The sequence below is a fragment of the Acinetobacter sp. 802_lipA genome, assembly GCF_058242885.1.
In genome coordinates, this window is record NZ_JBZAYP010000001.1 from 1,909,671 (window position 1) to 1,927,197 (window position 17,527).

A 17,527-nucleotide genomic window follows, 5' to 3' on the forward strand; every position below is an offset into this window, starting at 1 on the left:
ATACAAAAAATTGTTCAAACTAATCTTATGACTTTTCAGAACTTTTTACCGTATGGTAAAACTTTTAATTTTTAAAAATAATGAAAAATCAAGGTTTAATTGGTAAATTTAGCCAATCGCTCATTCATAAATATTTATGATTGGATTGATAAAAAATTATAAAAGGTTTGACCATGCGGTCAATAAAAAAGCACATCATAGTGATGTGCTTTAAATGGAGTGGGCTTAAAACTTTATCCTGTGTTACGAAGACCCGCTGCAATGCCTGCGATACTTACCATAAGTGCATGATCTACAGGTGTATTTGTTTCCTGACGCTCTTCTAGGTAACGGCGACGACGTTTCATTAACTCTGCTTGGAGTAAATGCAGAGGCAATAAATACGGTTTGCGCACTCTCATTGACTGATCTAAAACTTCGTTACTGCTGAGGAGTTTAGACTCACCTTTAAGCGCCAAGAGGGTTTGCACTGCATACTTTAAGCGCTGACGTAGATGTTCACCGAGCACTTTCAAGTCCTCATCATCGGTCAGGTGCGACTCATAATATAGCGCTACATGAGCATCAGACTTTGAGAGCACCATTTCCAACATATCAATCAGGGTTTGGAAATACGGCCATGCCACCAGCATTTCATCTAAGGTGGCTTTATGTCCTTGATCAATCACTTGGTTAATTGCCGCGCCTGTACCCAACCAAGCGGGTAGCATCAAACGAATCTGGGTCCACGCAAATACCCAAGGAATGGCACGTAAGGACTCAATGCCGCCAGTGACTTTACGTTTTGCAGGGCGTGAGCCAAGCGGTAACATTTGCAGTTCAAGCTCTGGCGTGACTGTACGTAAATACTTTACGAAGTGTGGGTTTTCTCGCACGGTCTGACGATATACCTGTACCGACAAATCGGTCATGCTGTGCATTAACTCGCGCCACTCAGGTTTTGGGACGGGTGGTGGAAGTAAAGTGGCTTCTAAAGTGGCAGCGGTATAAATCTCTAGGTTTTGTAGCGCAATGCCTTCTAGGCCAAACTTGAAGCGAATCATTTCACCTTGTTCAGTGACTCGAATTGCACCTGAAATCGAACCGGGTGGCTGTGAAAACAGGGCTTGTTGCGTTGGCGCACCGCCACGGCTGATGGAACCGCCACGACCATGAAATAGTGTGAGTTGTACGCCATGCGTTTTTGCAATCGCGGTTAATTCTTCTTGCGCACGGTACTGTGCCCAATTGGCTGACATAAAGCCTGCATCTTTTGCCGAGTCTGAGTAGCCAATCATCACTTCATGCTTGCCCTGAATATGCTGTTTATACCAATGCATATTGAATAGGGTATTCATGGTGGCTGCGGCGCCATCTAAGTCTTTTAATGTTTCGAACAATGGCACCACACGTAGTGGATGTTGTATACCTGCTTCTTTTTGCAAAAGCAGTACCGCCAGCACATCACTTGGATATTCAGCCATCGAAATAATGTAGGCACCTAAACTTTCTTGAGGCTGCGCCGCCAAAGTACGCATGGTGGAAAACACTTCTTGTACTTCGGGTTGCTCAATTAAACTTTGCGCAGGTTCATTTAAATGCTTGGGCAACAGTGGACGTTTGCTTTGTAGCTCTTGCAATAAGAAGTTTTGGCGCGCTTGTTCGGTCCACGTTTCAAAATTACCCAGACCCAAATATTCAGTAATGGCGGAAATCGCTTGGCGATGACGTCCTGACTCTTGGCGAATATCCAGTTTTAGCAGTTCAATCCCGAAACAGTTCACTCGATGGATAAAGTCTAGCAATTTGCCATTGGCAATTTCAGGCAGGTTGCTGGCAATCAAAGAGCGATAACACAGCAGTAAAGGCTGTAACAGTTCCTCTTTGGCTTTAATCACCAAGCTGTCATCGGCATCGGCACCGCGCAGTTTTTCTGCGAGCCAATGGCGCGTAGCTTTTAGCCGTTCGCGGGTATCGCGTAAATATTCGCGGTAGGGTTCAGGATGGTCTTGACCCAAGGCTTGACGCAGTTCATCACTACAACTTTGAATCGACAGTTCCCAACGCAAGTCTTCAATGTCACGTAAGTAAAGATCAGCCGCTTTCCAACGCGATAGCCACAGGACTTCTTGAGTAATGTTGTGTGTCACATTCGGGTTGCCGTCACGGTCACCACCCATCCATGAAGCGAAACGTACAGGTGCGACATGGAGAGGCAGACGTTGCCCACAGTGCTCTATTACCATGCCGTCTAGTTCACGCATGAACTTCGGTACGGCATTCCATAAGGTTTGCTCAATGGTGGTGAAACCCCATTTTGCTTCATCGACTGGGGTTGGACGGTGTTGACGAATTTCATCGGTCTGCCATGCCGAACAGATCAGTTGTTTTAAGTCTTCAAGGACTGTTTGACGCTCACGAGGAGTTAGTTTTTGCTGATCCATTTTAAATAAGGCATCGTTGATACCATCATATTTTTGGATCAGGGTACGACGGCTGACTTCAGTGGGGTGAGCGGTCAGAACCAGTTCAATATTTAAATCACAGATTTGCTGGAACAGCGTATCGGTTGAAATGTCGTTATTTTTAAATTTAGCAAAAAGGTGGTCGAGTGGATTTGGAGAGGGTGCGGTCTCATCAAATTCACTTTGACGACGGCTACGGACCACATGATATTGCTCTGCAATATTGGCAAAGTTCAAAAAGTGGGTAAAGGCACGTGTCAGCGGCAGAATTTCATCATCTTCAAGGCTGAAAAACAGTTGTTCCAGCTGTTTTTCGGCTTCGACTTGACCATCCCGTGCCCCTTTGGATAAGGCCCGAATTTGCTCGACCTGATTAAACAAATCTTGTCCTGCATGCTCCTTGAGGGTTTCACCCAATAGGTTACCGAGTAATCGGACATCTTCACGTAGTGGAGCATCAATTTGTTGAATCATGATTATTATTCCCTCGTTGTTCTTAATTTGACTATACCCCGATTCGATGACAATCCAAGTAGGGGCAGACAAAAGTAGGGGATTAATTGCTGAATTTAGAATCAAATGAACCACTTAGGGCAAGCAATTGTTTTAAAATAAAGATGGTTTTAATCCCAAGTATTTGAATTAATTATAAAAAATATAAATTTGATTAGCCGAATCTTACGGTTTTTGTATGGGGTATTTTAATAAAAAAATCGCAATGGCTTCTCGAATCAGTTGCTCGCGTTGTTCGGCATTGGGCACTTCATTCATCCCCAACAACATTTCTTGGTGACGGTATCCAAACAGCAGAGACATTAATAAGGTGATGACCTCGTTGACCTGTTCAAACTGAAGCACGCCTAAGGTTTGGGCTTGGTCAAAGAACTGTTCCCAAATCGCCCGCATTTTGAGGTGGGAGGCTTTATAGAAGTTCTCTAGCAAAGGATTTTGTTCAGCGGCCAGCTGTAATAGTAAGTGCTCCAGCTTGATGGCCTCAGGCAGGTTAATAATATGCATCGATAGCGCACAAATCTGTTCGAGCATGGGCACAAAGTCTTCGGCACGTTGCAATTGAAAAGAACGACCCAGCATCAGCTTTTCACAGGTTTCCTCAATCGCACAACTGAACAGATTGGCTTTGTCTTGAAAATGGTTATACACCGTGAGTTTGGTGACGTGCGCTTCCTTGGCAATATGGTCTATGCTGGAGCCGTGGTAGCCATGTTGTAAAAACAACTGACGTGCCACCTCCAAAATACGTTGCCGTTTTTCTAAATCCTTGGGACGTCCTGCTGAAGTTTGCACACATTTTCCTAAAAAAAGTTCAAAAAGTCATTTACATCTGAGCATATCTTTAATTAGTGTACTATGCAGTATATTAATTAAAAAATAACCAAATTAAGTCTGGATATTGTGCCTGATTAATTGGTGGTTATGGAAGAAGAGCAGACTTCATGAGCAAAATTCAGACCCTTGTGGCAAGTATGATGGTGGTGTGTAGTATCACCTTGTGGGGATGTAGCAAAGACACGACCGAACCAGAGTCGGTGCCTTTGGTAATGGTGAGCCAACCGAATACCACGCATCTAGAACAAAAAAGCTATGCAGGCGAAGTGCAAGCCCGCCAACAAACTGCACTGTCCTTTCGTGTTGGGGGACAAGTTACGGAGCGTCTGGTCGATGTGGGTGACCAAGTCAAAGTTGGACAAGTTTTAGCACGTTTAGATGTACAAGATGCCCAGTTACAATTAAATGCAGCCAAAGCACAGTTAGAAAGTGCACAAGCGGCTGAAAAAAATGCGCAGGATGAACTCAAACGCTTTAAGCAATTGTTACCGAGTAATGCGGTGAGTCGTTCACAGTACGACAGCGTTGAAAATCAATATAAAGCCGCACTATCGAGCTTGAAACAAGCACAAGCCAATTACAACGTTACGCAAAATCAAACCAGTTATAACCAACTGATCGCCAATAAAAACGGCGTGATTACCGAGCGTAATATTGAAATTGGACAGGTGATTTCAGCAGGGCAACCCGCGTTTCAACTGGCCATTTCAGGTGATCGTGAAGTGGTGATTGGTGTGCCTGAACAAGCCATTGCTCAGATTAAAGTCGGACAAGATGCCCTAGTCACTTTGTGGTCTAAACCTGATGAACGTTTTGCTGCCTACGTCCGTGAAATTTCGCCTGCCGCAGATCAGTCACGTACTTTTAGTGTCAAAGTGGCTTTGCGTGAAGGACAAAATACGATTCAACTGGGACAGAGTGCACGGGTATTTTTCAGCTCAACTGAAAGCAATGTGTTGAGTGTACCTTTAGCCAGTGTTTCCGCTGCGGGTAAAAATGCTTATGTCTGGGTGGTGAATACTGATAACAGCATTCGTAAAGTCCCTGTCAGTGTGGGGGAGTATGGTCGAGACAGCGTTACCATTCGTTCAGGTTTACAGCCAAAGGACTATGTCGTGGTGGGTGGGGTGCATTTACTGCGTGAAAAACAAAAAATTCAACCGATTAGCCGTGACAATAAAACGGTCAAGATTGCGATAGGGAGTTAAGTATGAACTATAACCTGTCGGAATGGGCCTTAAAAAATAAGGGCTTGGTCCTTTATTTGATGTTGTTACTGGGCATCGTGGGTGTGGTGTCTTATTCCAAACTTGCACAAAGCGAAGACCCACCTTTTACCTTTAAAGTGATGGTGGTACAGACCTATTGGCCGGGTGCAACGGCGCGCGAGGTGTCTGAACAAGTGACCGACCGTATTGAAAAAGAGCTGATGACCACGGGTAAGTATGAGCGCATTATGGCCTACTCCAGACCCGGCGAGTCGATGGTGACTTTTGTGGCACGAGATGCCATGCGCTCCAGTGAGATACCAGATGTGTGGTATGACGTACGCAAGAAGGTTGGAGACATCAAACATCAGCTGCCCAATGGGGTACAAGGACCATTCTTTAATGATGAGTTCGGCGATACTTTCGGCAATATTTATGTGCTGACTGGTAAAGACTTTGATTATGCGGTGATGAAAGAATATGCCGACCGTCTACAGTTACAACTACAACGCGTCAAAGATGTCGCCAAGGTCAACTTGGTTGGGCTGCAAGATCAAAAGATTTGGATTGAAATTTCCAACACCAAGTCGGCACAGTTAGGCATTCCTGTGACAGCGGTGCAACAAGCCCTGCAACAGCAAAATACCATGGCCAGTGCAGGCTTTTTTGAAACAGAATCGGATCGTATTCAACTCCGAGTCACAGGGCAAATTAAGAGCGTTGAAGAACTGCAACGTATGCCTTTATTGGTCAATGGGAAAACCATCCAGCTGAGCGACGTTGCCGACGTCTATCGTGGCTTTAGTGAACCCGCTCAACCCCGTATGCGCTTTATGGGGGAAAATGGCATTGGCATTGCGGTATCGATGCGTAAAGGCGGCGACATCTTGGCTTTGGGTAAAAACTTAGAAACTGAGTTTTCCAAGCTGCAAAAAACCTTACCTTTAGGTATGGAGCTGAAAAAAGTTTCAGATCAGCCTGTTGCGGTGAAGCGTAGTGTCAACGAGTTCATGAAAGTTTTGGCTGAAGCGGTGATTATTGTACTGCTAGTCAGTTTTTTCTCGCTGGGTTTCCGTACTGGACTGGTGGTGGCATTCTCCATTCCACTGGTCTTGGCCATGACCTTTGCAGGCATGAATATTTTTGATGTCGGTCTCCATAAAATTTCTTTGGGTGCGCTCATTTTAGCGCTGGGCCTCTTGGTTGATGATGCCATTATTGCCGTGGAAATGATGGCGATCAAAATGGAGCAAGGCTACAGTCGACTACAAGCAGCAGGGCATGCGTGGCGAACGACGGCTTTCCCAATGTTGACGGGAACTTTGATTACCGCTGCGGGCTTTTTACCGATTGCCACGGCAGCGTCCAGTACAGGTGAATACACTCGTTCTATTTTCCAAGTGGTGACCATTGCCTTAATTGTGTCTTGGTTTGCAGCGGTGTTGTTTGTGCCTTATTTGGGCGACAAACTCCTGCCCGATTTTAATAAAGAGCTGATTCAAAAAGCGCCGTGGTATAGCTGTTTGTGGGCACGTTTGCGCAAACAGCCAGAACCTCAGCCGATGGTGCATCATGCAGGTGAGCATCATGATCCTTATCAAACTAAGTTCTATCAAGGTTTTCGCCGTTGGGTCGATCTGTGTGTGACCTATCGCAAAACGGTCATTGCAACGACGGTGGCTATTTTTGTACTCTCGGTGTTGATGTTTAAGTTAGTACCACAGCAGTTTTTCCCGCCTTCAAATCGTGCCGAAATTTTGGTCGACTTAAAACTTGAAGAAGGTGCATCTTTAACGGCAACTGAAAATGCGGTGAAAAAAGTTGAACAGTTCCTGTCGAAGCAAGAAGGTATAGATAATTATGTGGCATATGTGGGCACAGGCTCGCCACGTTTTTATTTACCGCTCGATCAGCAGCTACCACAGGCCAGCTTTGCTCAGTTTGTGGTCTTGGCTTCTTCACTGGATGATCGCAATGAAATTCGCAAATCCCTAGACACGCAAATTCGTCAGTTATTGCCTGATGTACGTACTCGCGTCTCTTTACTTGAAAACGGTCCACCTGTCGGTTATCCACTTCAATATCGCGTATCGGGTGAAGACTTGACCCAAGTGCGTGCTTGGGCGGATAAAGTCGCGGCGATGCTGAGTGCTAACCCCAACACCACCAATGTGCATTTGGACTGGGGTGAACCAAGCAAGATGATCAATCTAGAGATTGACCAAGACCGTGCCCGCCAAATGGGGGTGTCGAGTTTAGATTTGGCCAATTTCTTGAACAGCTCAATTTCGGGTGCCACCATTAACCAGTACCGTGAGAAACGAGAACTGATTGAAATCCGTTTACGTGGCGATCAAGCCGAGCGGGTTGAAGTAGCATCACTGGCAAGCCTTGCCGTTCCAACTTCAAATGGCGGAACAGTACCGTTGGCACAAATTGCCAAAATTGATTATAGCTTTGAAGAAGGTTTGATTTGGCATCGTAACCGCCTACCGACCATTACGGTACGCGCAGATATTCGGACCAAGTTACAGCCTGCCACCGTGGTGGATGAAATGGCTGAGCAGATGAATCAGCTGCGTGCGGAACTGCCGAATGGTTATTTGGTTGAAGTCGGCGGCACAGTGGAAGAGTCTGCGCGTGGGGGTAAATCGGTTGCAGCGGGTATGCCTTTGTTCTTGGCCGTAGTCATGACTTTGCTGATGATTCAACTGCGCAGTATGTCTCGTGCCACGATTGTCTTGCTCACTGCACCTTTAGGTTTAATCGGCGTGGTGTTGTTTCTGCTGTTGTTCAATAAACCTTTTGGTTTTGTTGCAATGTTGGGCACCATTGCCTTGTCAGGCATGATCATGCGTAACTCGCTGATCTTGATTGATCAGATTGAGCAAGATATTCAAGCGGGGCATGAATCATGGGATGCGATCATCGATGCGACGGTGCGACGTTGTCGTCCAATTGTGCTGACGGCATTGGCAGCAGTTCTGGCGATGATCCCATTGTCTAGAAGTATTTTCTTTGGACCTATGGCCGTTGCGATCATGGGCGGACTAATTGTGGCGACGCTATTAACCCTGTTCTTTTTACCTGCCTTGTACGCGCAGTGGTTTAAAGTAAAAAAAATTAGCCATAAGCCGTAAATTTATGCCAATATCAGGTGCGAAACGTTGAAAATTTCAATATAGTAGCACCTGAAATTTATGGCATTTTTATAAAGCAGTTTTTTGCTACACATTAAAAAACCAACGATGTGGCAAATGGGGTTAAACGCATGATGCAAGACAATGTAACCAAGTATCGCCGCTCTATCGCGATTTCTTATGTCTTCATGTTTTTGGCTTTGTTTACTGTGATTAGTGGCGCATTTTCCTATTGGTATGCCCGAAAAGTCACGCAAATTGATCATGCCGAAGTGTGGTTACAAGCGCAAGCACTCTGGGTCATGCGCAATATTGTGATTTATAGCATTTTGGCTTTATTTGCAGCATTGTGGTTTATTCCTCTTATTTTCTTCACTTGGGACAGCGCATTGTGGGTGACTGCATGCACGGTTGCAGGTGTGGTTTTTAGCTGTATTGCATTTCTCTTCCTTCTAAATGCATGGTTTAAAGGCCTGTCTAAATTTTTGAAAAATAAAGCAGTTTTCTAATTCTACTGATTTTTTTTCAAACACCCCCCTTGTAAAACTTGGTTTGAACCCAATTTCAGACCACAGTTGAGTATTAAATAAATTCCGTGAGGAGCATCGCCAGACATGGCTAAACGTGATTATTATGAGGTTTTAGGTGTTGCTAAAACCGCTAGTGATGATGAAATTAAAAAAGCCTACCGTAAGTTGGCGATGAAATATCATCCGGACCGCAACCCTGACAATGCTGAAGCTGAAGAGAAATTTAAAGAAGCGGCTGAAGCTTATGAAATTTTATCGGATAGCGAAAAGCGCAGCATGTATGACCGTATGGGGCATCAAGCCTTTGAAGGTGGTATGGGCGGCGGAGGCGGCTTCGGTGGTGGTTTCAGCGCAGAAGACATTTTCAGTCAATTCGGTGACATTTTCGGTGGTGCATTTGGTGGCGGCGGTGGCCGTGGTCAACAGCGTGCACGTCGTGGTTCTGACTTACGTTATGTGATGGAACTGACGTTGGAAGAAGCTGTAAGAGGGGTGAAAAAAACCATTACTTTTACTGCACCAGCGCCATGTGAAACCTGTGATGGTAAAGGCTCTAAAAACCCGAACGATGTTGAAACCTGTAAAACTTGTCATGGTGCAGGTCAGGTTCGCATGCAGCAAGGTTTCTTCTCTGTACAGCAGACCTGTAGCACTTGTCGCGGTCAGGGTAAGATCATTAAGAACCCATGTAATACTTGTCATGGTTCAGGCGTTAAAGACCGTCAACAAACCTTAGAAGTGACGATTCCTGCGGGCGTCGACAACGGTGACCGCGTTCGTTTAACGGGTAAAGGCGAAGCGATTCGTGATGGTCAGTCAGGCGACTTGTACGTAGAAGTGGTGGTGCGTGAGCACGAAATCTTCCAACGTGATGGTGCAGACCTGTATATGGATGTCCCTGTGAGCATTGCCGATGCTGCTTTGGGTAAAGAAATTGAAATCCCGACACTCGAAGGTCGTGTGAGTTTGAAAATTCCTGAAGGCACACAAACAGGTAAAATGTTCCGTTTACGTGGCAAAGGGGTTAAACCTGTACGTACCAGTATGCAAGGTGACTTACTCTGCCGTATCGTGATTGAAACGCCAGTCAACTTAACAGCACGTCAACGTGAACTGTTGAAAGAGTTGCAAGAAACTTTAGATGGAGATGATCACAAATCATCACCAAAGAAAAAGTCTTTCTTTGACCGACTGTTTGATTAATTGAATACAGTACGTCTGAATTGGTGTTGAAAAGAGCGGGAAGATTTTCCCGCTTTTTTTATGTTATTGCGCTTCTGCGGGCAACTCAGGTTGATCGATCTCTTCAACCGATACCATTTCTTCGGCCATAGGTGCAGTGGCTGGTACTTGTTGCTCGGCCTGTGCTTTGGGATGTGTGCTGGTGGTGATCTTGACCTGCGACAAACTTTCTAAGGTATCTCCCACTTGAACAGCGGGTTCAGCCTGAACCTGTGCCCAACTGCCCCCAAACGCCATCGCTAGAAAAAGTACCTTTGCTTTCATTCTATTTTCCTCATTTTAAAGTTGTTTTTAAACGCGAACCTAGTCTGCGTAAGATTGATTGCAAATTTGTGAAAAGCTGGAGAAATCATGTTTGAAAATAAAGCGATTTTTTCGATGAAAATGCCCAACAAACCTTAGTCTGGGCAATCAGTTTTGCTATAGTAAGAGCAATTTTGAAGCTAGATTAGGAATATGTTATGTCAGCAGCTCCACGCATTGGTGTCTTAGGTGCCGGCGGCCGTATGGGTCGCATCCTTATTCAAGCGGTACACGAAGCAGGCTATCAACTGGCTGCGGCAGTGGAACGCCCTGAAAGCTCACTGGTTGGTACAGATGCAGGTGAGCTTGCAGGTATTGGCAGCCTCGGCGTGAAAGTGGTGGGGAGTCTGGAAGCGGTAGTGAAAGATTGTGATGTGATCATTGACTTCACTGCACCAGTAGCGACTGTTCAGCATTTAAAAATTTGTCGTGAAGCTGGGGTTGCCATTGTCATTGGTACCACGGGCATGAATGACGAACAAAAGGTCTATTTGGATGACTCTGCCACTCAAACACCTGTGGTCTATGCAGCCAACTATTCTGTGGGGGTCAATGTTTCGATTAAACTTTTGGAATTGGCGTCTAAAGTCTTTGGCGACACAGTGGATATTGAAGTGATTGAAGCGCATCACCGTCATAAAGTCGATGCACCATCAGGCACAGCGTTGATGATGGGTGAGGCCATTGCGGGTGCTTTAGGTCGTGACTTGAAAACCGATGCAGTGTATTGCCGTGAAGGTCATACAGGATCCCGTGAGCGTCAAAGTATTGGTTTCCAAACCATTCGTGGCGGCGATATTGTCGGTGAACATACAGCTATGTTTATTGCTGATGGTGAGCGTGTTGAAATTACCCATAAAGCGACTAACCGTATGAACTTTGCTTCGGGTGCGGTACGTGCTGCGGCTTGGGTGGTAGGACGTGAAGCACGTAAATATGACATGAAAGATGTACTGGGTTTTAACGACATTCAAGTTTAAAAACCTGCTTAATTCGCCATAAAAACAAGATAAAAAACTAAAATAAGACGAAGAATAGAATGAAAAAAGTCATGTATATGGCTTGTGTTGTTGTCGTGATGACGACAGCACAGGCCAAACCTATGGATCAAGCCAAACTCAGTATTCATAAAAATAATATTAAAGTTTGGACCTATCAAAATGCGCAAAATCCGGTCTTTTTATATAAGGCTGAAACCACGTTTGATGTGCCGATTGAAAAAGCAGTGTCATTGATCTTAGATGTTGACCATGCGGTGAAATGGGTGCCGTATATGGGCAGTGTGAAAGTCTTGTCGCGCGATGATAAAAAAGGCGAGTTTCAGCTGTATATGGTGCTGGATTTTCCTTTTCCTTTAAAAGATCGCGACTTGGTGGTGCAGGGGAAAATGACCAAGGACAGTCAGGGCATTATTAGCATTAAAAATAAAGCGATTGATAAAAACATCCTTAAAAATCCAGATTATGTGCGTCTAAATCATTATGAGGGCGATTGGACCTTTCAGAAATTGGGACCAAATAAAGTCAAGGTTTCGACCTCGGGCTATGCCAACCCTGAGGGATCGATACCACTGAAGTTTGTGAATATGTTTGTCCAACAACAACCCTATCAAATGCTGCAAAAAATGAAAAATCAATTGCTGGAACAAGAAGATACTCCTGCCCATTTACCAGTTGCCTTACGTTAATTTTGAAGACGAAGAAGCCTGCAATGCAGGCTTTTTATGTTTTAAAACTTAAGGCTGTTGATAAGCGCTCAGCAGCTCTAAGGTTGAAGCCTTAGGCAGGTCTAACTGGATTAAACTGAGCATGGCATCTCCTTCACCAGCGAGCGAGATCTTGAAGTTTTCAGCACTGCTTTGGTCACATTGGAACTGTAAATTTTTCTGGCGGGGCAAGTTCATCTGCATTTCACGTTCATTGTTCAACCGAAATTGATAGGTCCGTTGGGTCGAGGTTTCAGTCAAGCTCGGCGCTAAACTTAAAAACTGATAATCAGTTAAATTTTGCGTTTTCAGAAACCCTTCAATCAGGGCTTTACAAATAAAATGCTGCTGTTGTACTTGCTGCGAAACATGTGGCGGTTGGCAAGCCGATAAGCTCAATAAGCAAAAGAGAGATATGATTATTTTTTTCATAAAAGTGCCTATTTATGGTTGTGAACGAATGACAGAAGCATAATTCTGTTGGCATAATGGATACAGATACATAAAAGTTAAAAAAATAGGTACAGATGAATGGCATTTCAGTATCAAAGCTTGGCTGCACAGTTGCTTGAAAAAATTCAAAATGCTGAATTACCCGCAGGGCAAAAGCTGTTGTCGTTACGCCAGTTTGCCAACTTACAAAAGGTCAGCTTGAATACGGCCAAGAGCTGTTATGAGCTACTCGAGTCGCAGGGGTATATTCATGTGAAAAATAAGTCGGGCTATTTTGTCAGTTATCAAAAAAATACCAGCCCATCTATTCCTGTACCGCAGCATCCTGATTTTCAGTCTCAAGCCCGTGATATTTCTAATTTAGAGCTACAGCTGGAAATTCAACAGTCTTCCATTAATAGCCGTCTCATCCATTTGGGAGCGATTCAGCTTTCTCCAAAACATGTGCCTGTAGAAGCGCTCCGCCGCTCCATTCAACGCGCCTTAAAACACAGTCAACCTGAAGACTTTTTATATAGCGATAAGCAGGGCCATATTCGCTTGCGGCAGGCCTTGTCTGAGCATTGGGCTGAAGATGGCTTCTATATTTCGCAGGATGATATCTATATCAGCAATGGCTGTATGCCTGCGTTGTCGGTGATGATCCAACACCTCAGCAAGGAGGGCGATAGCGTAATTGTACCGACCCCAAATTTTAATGGTCAGTTGCAAATGCTGGCGGGGTTAAAGCGAAAAATTATTGAAATTCCAGCTGATACTCAAGGCTTTGATCTTGAACGTTTAGAGCAGGTCATGCAAAGTTCAGGCGCAAAAGCGTGTTTACTCACGGCCAATTATCAAAATCCATTGGGGTTTTGCTTAAGCAATGCTGAAAAAGAAAAAATTGCACAACTTGCGGCGCGCTATCAATGTTATGTAATTGAGGATGATATTTATGGTGAATGTAGTTTTAGCTCGAGTCGTCCGCTGCCGATTAAATATTGGGATCAGCAGGGTTATGTGATTTTCTGTGGTTCGGTTTCCAAGTCACTTTCAACTGCGTATCGGGTAGGTTGGTTTTGTATTCCGCAGCGCTTAGCGCACTTGAAGGCTACGTTACTGATGCAAAATATCACAGTGAATACACCCTTGCAGTTGGCACTGGCCGATCTCATTTATAGTCGTGCTTATCGGGAGCATTTACAGCAGTTAAAGCCGATTTTGAAACTGCAAGTTGAGCAATACCGACACATGATTCAGCTTGCCTTTAACGGAGTTGAGTTACGTATCAATCAACCCTTAGGTGGTTATGCGCTGTGGTTACAGCTACCCGAGTGTATCGATGGATTAGATATGTACTATTTTGCTCAGCAGCACGGTATTAATATTGTGCCAGGCGAAGTCTTTGGTGAAGGGCAGCGTTATAAAAACTGTATCCGCCTCAATGCAGGTCATGAACTTTCAACAGATATTCGCGCGGCAGTCACCTTGTTGGCCGATTGGGTGAAAGCGCAACTCAGCAGTTCGACATTGGTCAAACAAGCGGTATAAAAAGCGCCTGTTTTGAGGCGCTTATAGATTAAAAATCGGCTTTGAGGACGATACGATAACGAGCTTTTCCAGAATGTAACCGTTCCAGTGCTTCATTCAACTGTGACATAGGATACAGTTCAATTTGTGGCGCAATGTTTTTACGTGCAGCGAATTTGAGTAGCTGACGTAATGCCGCAGGTGAGCCAGTGGGTGAACCCGTGATAGACTTTGCTCCAGCAATCAGACTACCTGCATTTAACTTGATGGGCTCTAGAGGCAAGCCTAGCAGATGGATCGTGCCATTCGGTGCCAGTGTACTGATATAGGCAGGCCAATTGAGCGTGACATTCACCGTACTGAGCAATAGATCGAATTTGCCTCGCTGGGTTTTAAGCGCATCCACATCACGGCTATTCACCACATGATCTGCACCCATGGCCTTGAGCTCTTCCGTTTTGTCGAGGTTCGAGGTGAACGCCGTAATTTCACAGCCCCATCCCCGAAGGAGCTTAATGGCCATATGCCCTAAACCACCGATGCCAATTACCCCAACATGGTGAATGGCTTGAATTTGGTGTTTTAGAATCGGATCAAAAACGGTAATACCACCACACAATAAAGGACCCGCTGACTCAGGATCCAGCTCTTCAGGTAAAGGAATAATCCACTGCCAACCTGCGCGAACTTTGTCGGCAAAGCCACCTGCATGACCGACGATGGTTGCAGTCGGTCCACCTGTACAGAGCACTTGTTGGCCCGACACACAGGGGTCACAGTGTTGGCAGCTTTCTGCCGTCCAGCCAATACCGACGCGCTGTCCAAGTTTAAGCCCTTTGGCTTCGGAGCCTAAGCGACTGATGGTGCCAATAATTTCATGACCAGCGACAACGGGATAGACCGAAGAGTTCCATTCATTGTTAATGACCGAAACATCGGAATGGCACAATCCACAATATTCGACTTGGACTTCGACCTGATGTGGTTGCAGTTCACCCGCATCGAATTGATAGGGTTGTAGCGCTGCACCTGCTTGCATTGCCGCATAGGCACGAATGGTGTTATCCGTCATATTCTATATCCTTATTTTCCTGTTTTTTATGTACTTTTATTTAAAATGACAGCTGTTTTCATGATCATTGACCATGCCGACCGCTTGCATAAAGGCATAGCAGGTGGTGGGTCCGACAAATTTAAAGCCCTGTTTTTTTAGGGTTTTAGACATATTTTGGCTTTGAGGTGTCTGTGCAGGCGCTGTACGGTAGTCAGGGACATCATTGTTGACTGCGTGTTGTTCGACAAAGTTCCAGAGCCACTCAACGGGGTTGATGCCTTGTTGTTTTAGGGCTTGCCATGCAATCGCATTGTCACGAATGGCGGTCAGCTTCCCGATATGGCGAATTAAGCCGATATCTTGGACTTTTTCGGCTAAGTCTATATCACTCAAAGCTGCAATTTGTTCAATGGAATATTGAAAAAACTGGCGATGATAATGTTCACGCTTTTTCAGGACGGTAATCCATGACAGCCCCGCTTGTTGACCTTCGAGGCAGAGCATCGCAAATAACTGCTTTTCATCATGTAGTGGTTTACCCCACTCATGATCATGGTAGTCGATGTAAAGTGGGTCTGAGGAGCACCATCCGCAGCGTTGAGTGGTCATGAACATGCTCCTGATCTTTTTATAGGGTAAAGGGTGCCCATTGGTCGTGTTGATTGTCCCAATAAAACAATTGGGCGTGTTCGAGGTCGGAAAAGTTAATCCAAACATCTTTTCCTGTTTTTTCAGCAAATCCAGTGCTGATTAAAAGCGCATCTTCAGTAATTTCCATGATCCAACCTTGGTGGTTTTGTCCAGCCAAGATGATTTTTTGTTGATTGCCTGATTCAGCAAATTCGACCAGACGGTTGATCAACGCTTCTGACATGAAAAATTCCTAAAGTTAACGTAAATAAGGATAGGGATTTACTGCACCACGGCCTTTACCTTGTAAATAAAGTCCATAATGCAAATGTGGGGCTGTGTGCCGTGCATTGCCTGTATTGCCGACATAGCCGATCAGGTCGCCTTTTTTGACATAGTCGCCGACACTTAAGCCGCGTTTATGGTCATCAAGATGAGCGTAGTAATGCCAAGTGCCTGCTGGCCCCATAATCCAAACCACTTTACCACCCAAATTGTTATTGCGTAAGTCTGCAACGAGACCTTCTGTGGCAGAAAAAACTTTTGTTCCACGTGGAGCCAGAATGTCGATGCCTTCATGCGTCCGTCCGCTACTGCGGGACGCTCCCCAAGTATCTGTGAGTCCATGACGTTTAATGCCTTGAACGGGTACAGGCAGCTGCTGAGCTAAACGCATGTTTTTCAGCTGTTGGACTTGTGAGGCAGGTAAATGGCTTCCACTCGGCGCAGGCGGCGTGGTACGGCACGCCGCGAGTAACAGAATCACAAAACTTAAACTGGCAAGCGCAGAAAGGCTGGGCAAACAATTACGCACGAACAATCCTTTATTATTTCAGTGATCTAATTTTAAAGTGTCAGGGTAAACCCAATCGATCACCCAACTATGTCACAGTTGAATTGCCGAGATCAATTTTTTCATCGCAGTTGGGATGCCCATTTCTGTGACGTTTTGTATGTCTAGCCATGTGCTGGCCAATTCTATACTTAAATGTTCGAGTTGATCGGCATCGACTTCAAAGCAAAGCGCTTCCAGTTGCCAAGTGAAATGGGTGAAACTATGCGAAATTTCAGTGCGTTGCGAGACTTGTTTCAGCCCTAGACTTTGGCACAGTTGCGAGAGTTCATCACGATTTTCAAAAATAGGTAAACACCATAAACCGCCCCACAGTCCACTATTGGGGCGCTGTTGCCACAGCCATTGATTGTGATGACGCAGCACCAAAATTTGGGCAGACTTCACAGGTACAGCTTTCTTGGGCTTTTTAAAAGGCAGTTCAGTTTCTAGCCCTTGTGCATGGGCCTTACAGTGTTGCTGCATTGGGCAGTATAAACACAGTGGTTTTTTAGGGGTACAGACGGTTGCCCCCAAATCCATGATGGCTTGGGTATAGTCGTGGTTACGTTCAGTTGGACAGAGTTCAGTGGCCAGTTGCCACATGCTGCGTTCATGCACAGGTTTGCTTAGATCATCCTCAATGGCAAAAAAACGCGCGAGCACGCGTTTTACGTTGCCATCCATAATGACGCCGTACTGACGTAAACCCAAAGACATCAGCGCCCCTGCGGTTGATGGACCAATACCTGGCAGTTCAATCCAGTCCTCTAAAGTTTGAGGAAAGTGTCCCTGACGTGCCACAGCCACTGCGGCTTTATGTAGATTACGTGCACGGGCATAGTAGCCCAGACCTGCCCAGTAAGGTGCGACCTCATCCCATGATGCTGTCCCTAAAGCTGCAACCGTTGGGAAGCGTTCGATAAAACGCTCGAAGTATTGCAGCACGGTTTTGACTTGGGTCTGTTGCAGCATAATTTCAGACACCCAGACTTTGTAGGGATCATCGGCGACTTGCCATGGCAGGTCATGTCGACCATGAACATCGAACCAAGTCAGTAACGCATCTGAAAAAGAGAAAGGAGACATCTGAGGCACAAGCAAGAAATTCGGCTTAGTATAACTGAATG

16 protein-coding genes are annotated in these 17,527 nt (G+C 45.3%); 7 read left to right on the plus strand and 9 right to left on the minus strand.

What is annotated here, in order from left to right; translation table 11 throughout:
* Nucleotides 1–233: 233 nt before the first annotated feature.
* A complete protein-coding gene (gene ppc / locus AC4CU3_RS09345) occupies nucleotides 234–2,918 on the minus strand; it encodes a phosphoenolpyruvate carboxylase (protein WP_490738153.1) in 2,685 nt (894 codons plus the stop codon).
* Between the two features lie 204 nt (nucleotides 2,919–3,122).
* Entirely contained in the window at nucleotides 3,123–3,749 is a 627-nt protein-coding gene (locus tag AC4CU3_RS09350; RefSeq protein ID WP_270428725.1) for a TetR/AcrR family transcriptional regulator, read from the minus strand.
* A gap of 149 nt (nucleotides 3,750–3,898) precedes the next feature.
* Between AC4CU3_RS09350 and AC4CU3_RS09355 the strand changes: the two genes are divergently transcribed.
* The 4 genes from AC4CU3_RS09355 to dnaJ all read left to right on the plus strand — a co-directional run bounded on the left by AC4CU3_RS09355 (nucleotide 3,899) and on the right by dnaJ (nucleotide 9,872).
* Complete coding sequence (locus AC4CU3_RS09355) at nucleotides 3,899–4,999, plus strand: efflux RND transporter periplasmic adaptor subunit (protein WP_125273791.1); 1,101 nt, start codon at nucleotides 3,899–3,901, stop codon at nucleotides 4,997–4,999.
* 2 nt (nucleotides 5,000–5,001) lie between these two features.
* Nucleotides 5,002–8,139, plus strand: a complete 3,138-nt coding sequence (locus AC4CU3_RS09360; protein WP_490738154.1) for an efflux RND transporter permease subunit — start codon at nucleotides 5,002–5,004, stop codon at nucleotides 8,137–8,139.
* A 131-nt stretch (nucleotides 8,140–8,270) separates the two neighbouring features.
* Entirely contained in the window at nucleotides 8,271–8,648 is a 378-nt protein-coding gene (locus AC4CU3_RS09365; protein WP_004978426.1) for a hypothetical protein, read from the plus strand.
* Nucleotides 8,649–8,753: 105 nt separating this feature from the next.
* The gene (dnaJ, locus tag AC4CU3_RS09370; RefSeq protein ID WP_004978425.1) at nucleotides 8,754–9,872 is read left to right on the plus strand and encodes a molecular chaperone DnaJ; all 1,119 of its coding nucleotides are present in this window, start codon (nucleotides 8,754–8,756) and stop codon (nucleotides 9,870–9,872) included.
* A 63-nt stretch (nucleotides 9,873–9,935) separates the two neighbouring features.
* Here the strand turns inward: dnaJ and AC4CU3_RS09375 are convergent, their stop codons facing one another.
* Nucleotides 9,936–10,175 (minus strand): hypothetical protein, encoded by a 240-nt coding sequence (locus AC4CU3_RS09375; RefSeq protein ID WP_279663576.1) that lies wholly within the window; start codon nucleotides 10,173–10,175, stop codon nucleotides 9,936–9,938.
* Nucleotides 10,176–10,372: 197 nt separating this feature from the next.
* Between AC4CU3_RS09375 and dapB the strand changes: the two genes are divergently transcribed.
* A complete protein-coding gene (gene dapB, locus AC4CU3_RS09380) occupies nucleotides 10,373–11,194 on the plus strand; it encodes a 4-hydroxy-tetrahydrodipicolinate reductase (protein WP_490738155.1) in 822 nt (273 codons plus the stop codon).
* A 59-nt stretch (nucleotides 11,195–11,253) separates the two neighbouring features.
* A complete protein-coding gene (locus AC4CU3_RS09385; RefSeq protein ID WP_279663580.1) occupies nucleotides 11,254–11,901 on the plus strand; it encodes an START domain-containing protein in 648 nt (215 codons plus the stop codon).
* Between the two features lie 48 nt (nucleotides 11,902–11,949).
* Here the strand turns inward: AC4CU3_RS09385 and AC4CU3_RS09390 are convergent, their stop codons facing one another.
* On the minus strand, nucleotides 11,950–12,351 hold the full coding sequence (locus AC4CU3_RS09390) for a hypothetical protein (protein WP_490738156.1): 402 nt from the start codon (nucleotides 12,349–12,351) through the stop codon (nucleotides 11,950–11,952).
* 99 nt (nucleotides 12,352–12,450) lie between these two features.
* On the opposite strand from AC4CU3_RS09390, the gene AC4CU3_RS09395 reads away from it, so the two are divergent.
* On the plus strand, nucleotides 12,451–13,902 hold the full coding sequence (locus AC4CU3_RS09395; RefSeq protein WP_279747116.1) for an aminotransferase-like domain-containing protein: 1,452 nt from the start codon (nucleotides 12,451–12,453) through the stop codon (nucleotides 13,900–13,902).
* Nucleotides 13,903–13,930: 28 nt separating this feature from the next.
* Here the strand turns inward: AC4CU3_RS09395 and ahr are convergent, their stop codons facing one another.
* The 5 genes from ahr to mutY all read right to left on the minus strand — a co-directional run bounded on the left by ahr (nucleotide 13,931) and on the right by mutY (nucleotide 17,486).
* Nucleotides 13,931–14,953: an NADPH-dependent aldehyde reductase Ahr gene (gene ahr / locus AC4CU3_RS09400; RefSeq protein ID WP_490738157.1), complete on the minus strand. Its 1,023-nt coding sequence runs from the start codon at nucleotides 14,951–14,953 to the stop codon at nucleotides 13,931–13,933.
* 36 nt (nucleotides 14,954–14,989) lie between these two features.
* Nucleotides 14,990–15,544 (minus strand): DNA-3-methyladenine glycosylase I, encoded by a 555-nt coding sequence (locus tag AC4CU3_RS09405; protein WP_490738158.1) that lies wholly within the window; start codon nucleotides 15,542–15,544, stop codon nucleotides 14,990–14,992.
* 19 nt (nucleotides 15,545–15,563) lie between these two features.
* Nucleotides 15,564–15,809, minus strand: coding sequence for a hypothetical protein (locus AC4CU3_RS09410; protein ID WP_004691836.1), 246 nt, complete (start codon nucleotides 15,807–15,809; stop codon nucleotides 15,564–15,566).
* 15 nt (nucleotides 15,810–15,824) lie between these two features.
* Nucleotides 15,825–16,367, minus strand: coding sequence for a M23 family metallopeptidase (locus AC4CU3_RS09415; protein ID WP_281963133.1), 543 nt, complete (start codon nucleotides 16,365–16,367; stop codon nucleotides 15,825–15,827).
* Between the two features lie 84 nt (nucleotides 16,368–16,451).
* The gene (gene mutY, locus AC4CU3_RS09420) at nucleotides 16,452–17,486 is read right to left on the minus strand and encodes an A/G-specific adenine glycosylase (protein WP_279747114.1); all 1,035 of its coding nucleotides are present in this window, start codon (nucleotides 17,484–17,486) and stop codon (nucleotides 16,452–16,454) included.
* Nucleotides 17,487–17,527: the final 41 nt, after the last annotated feature.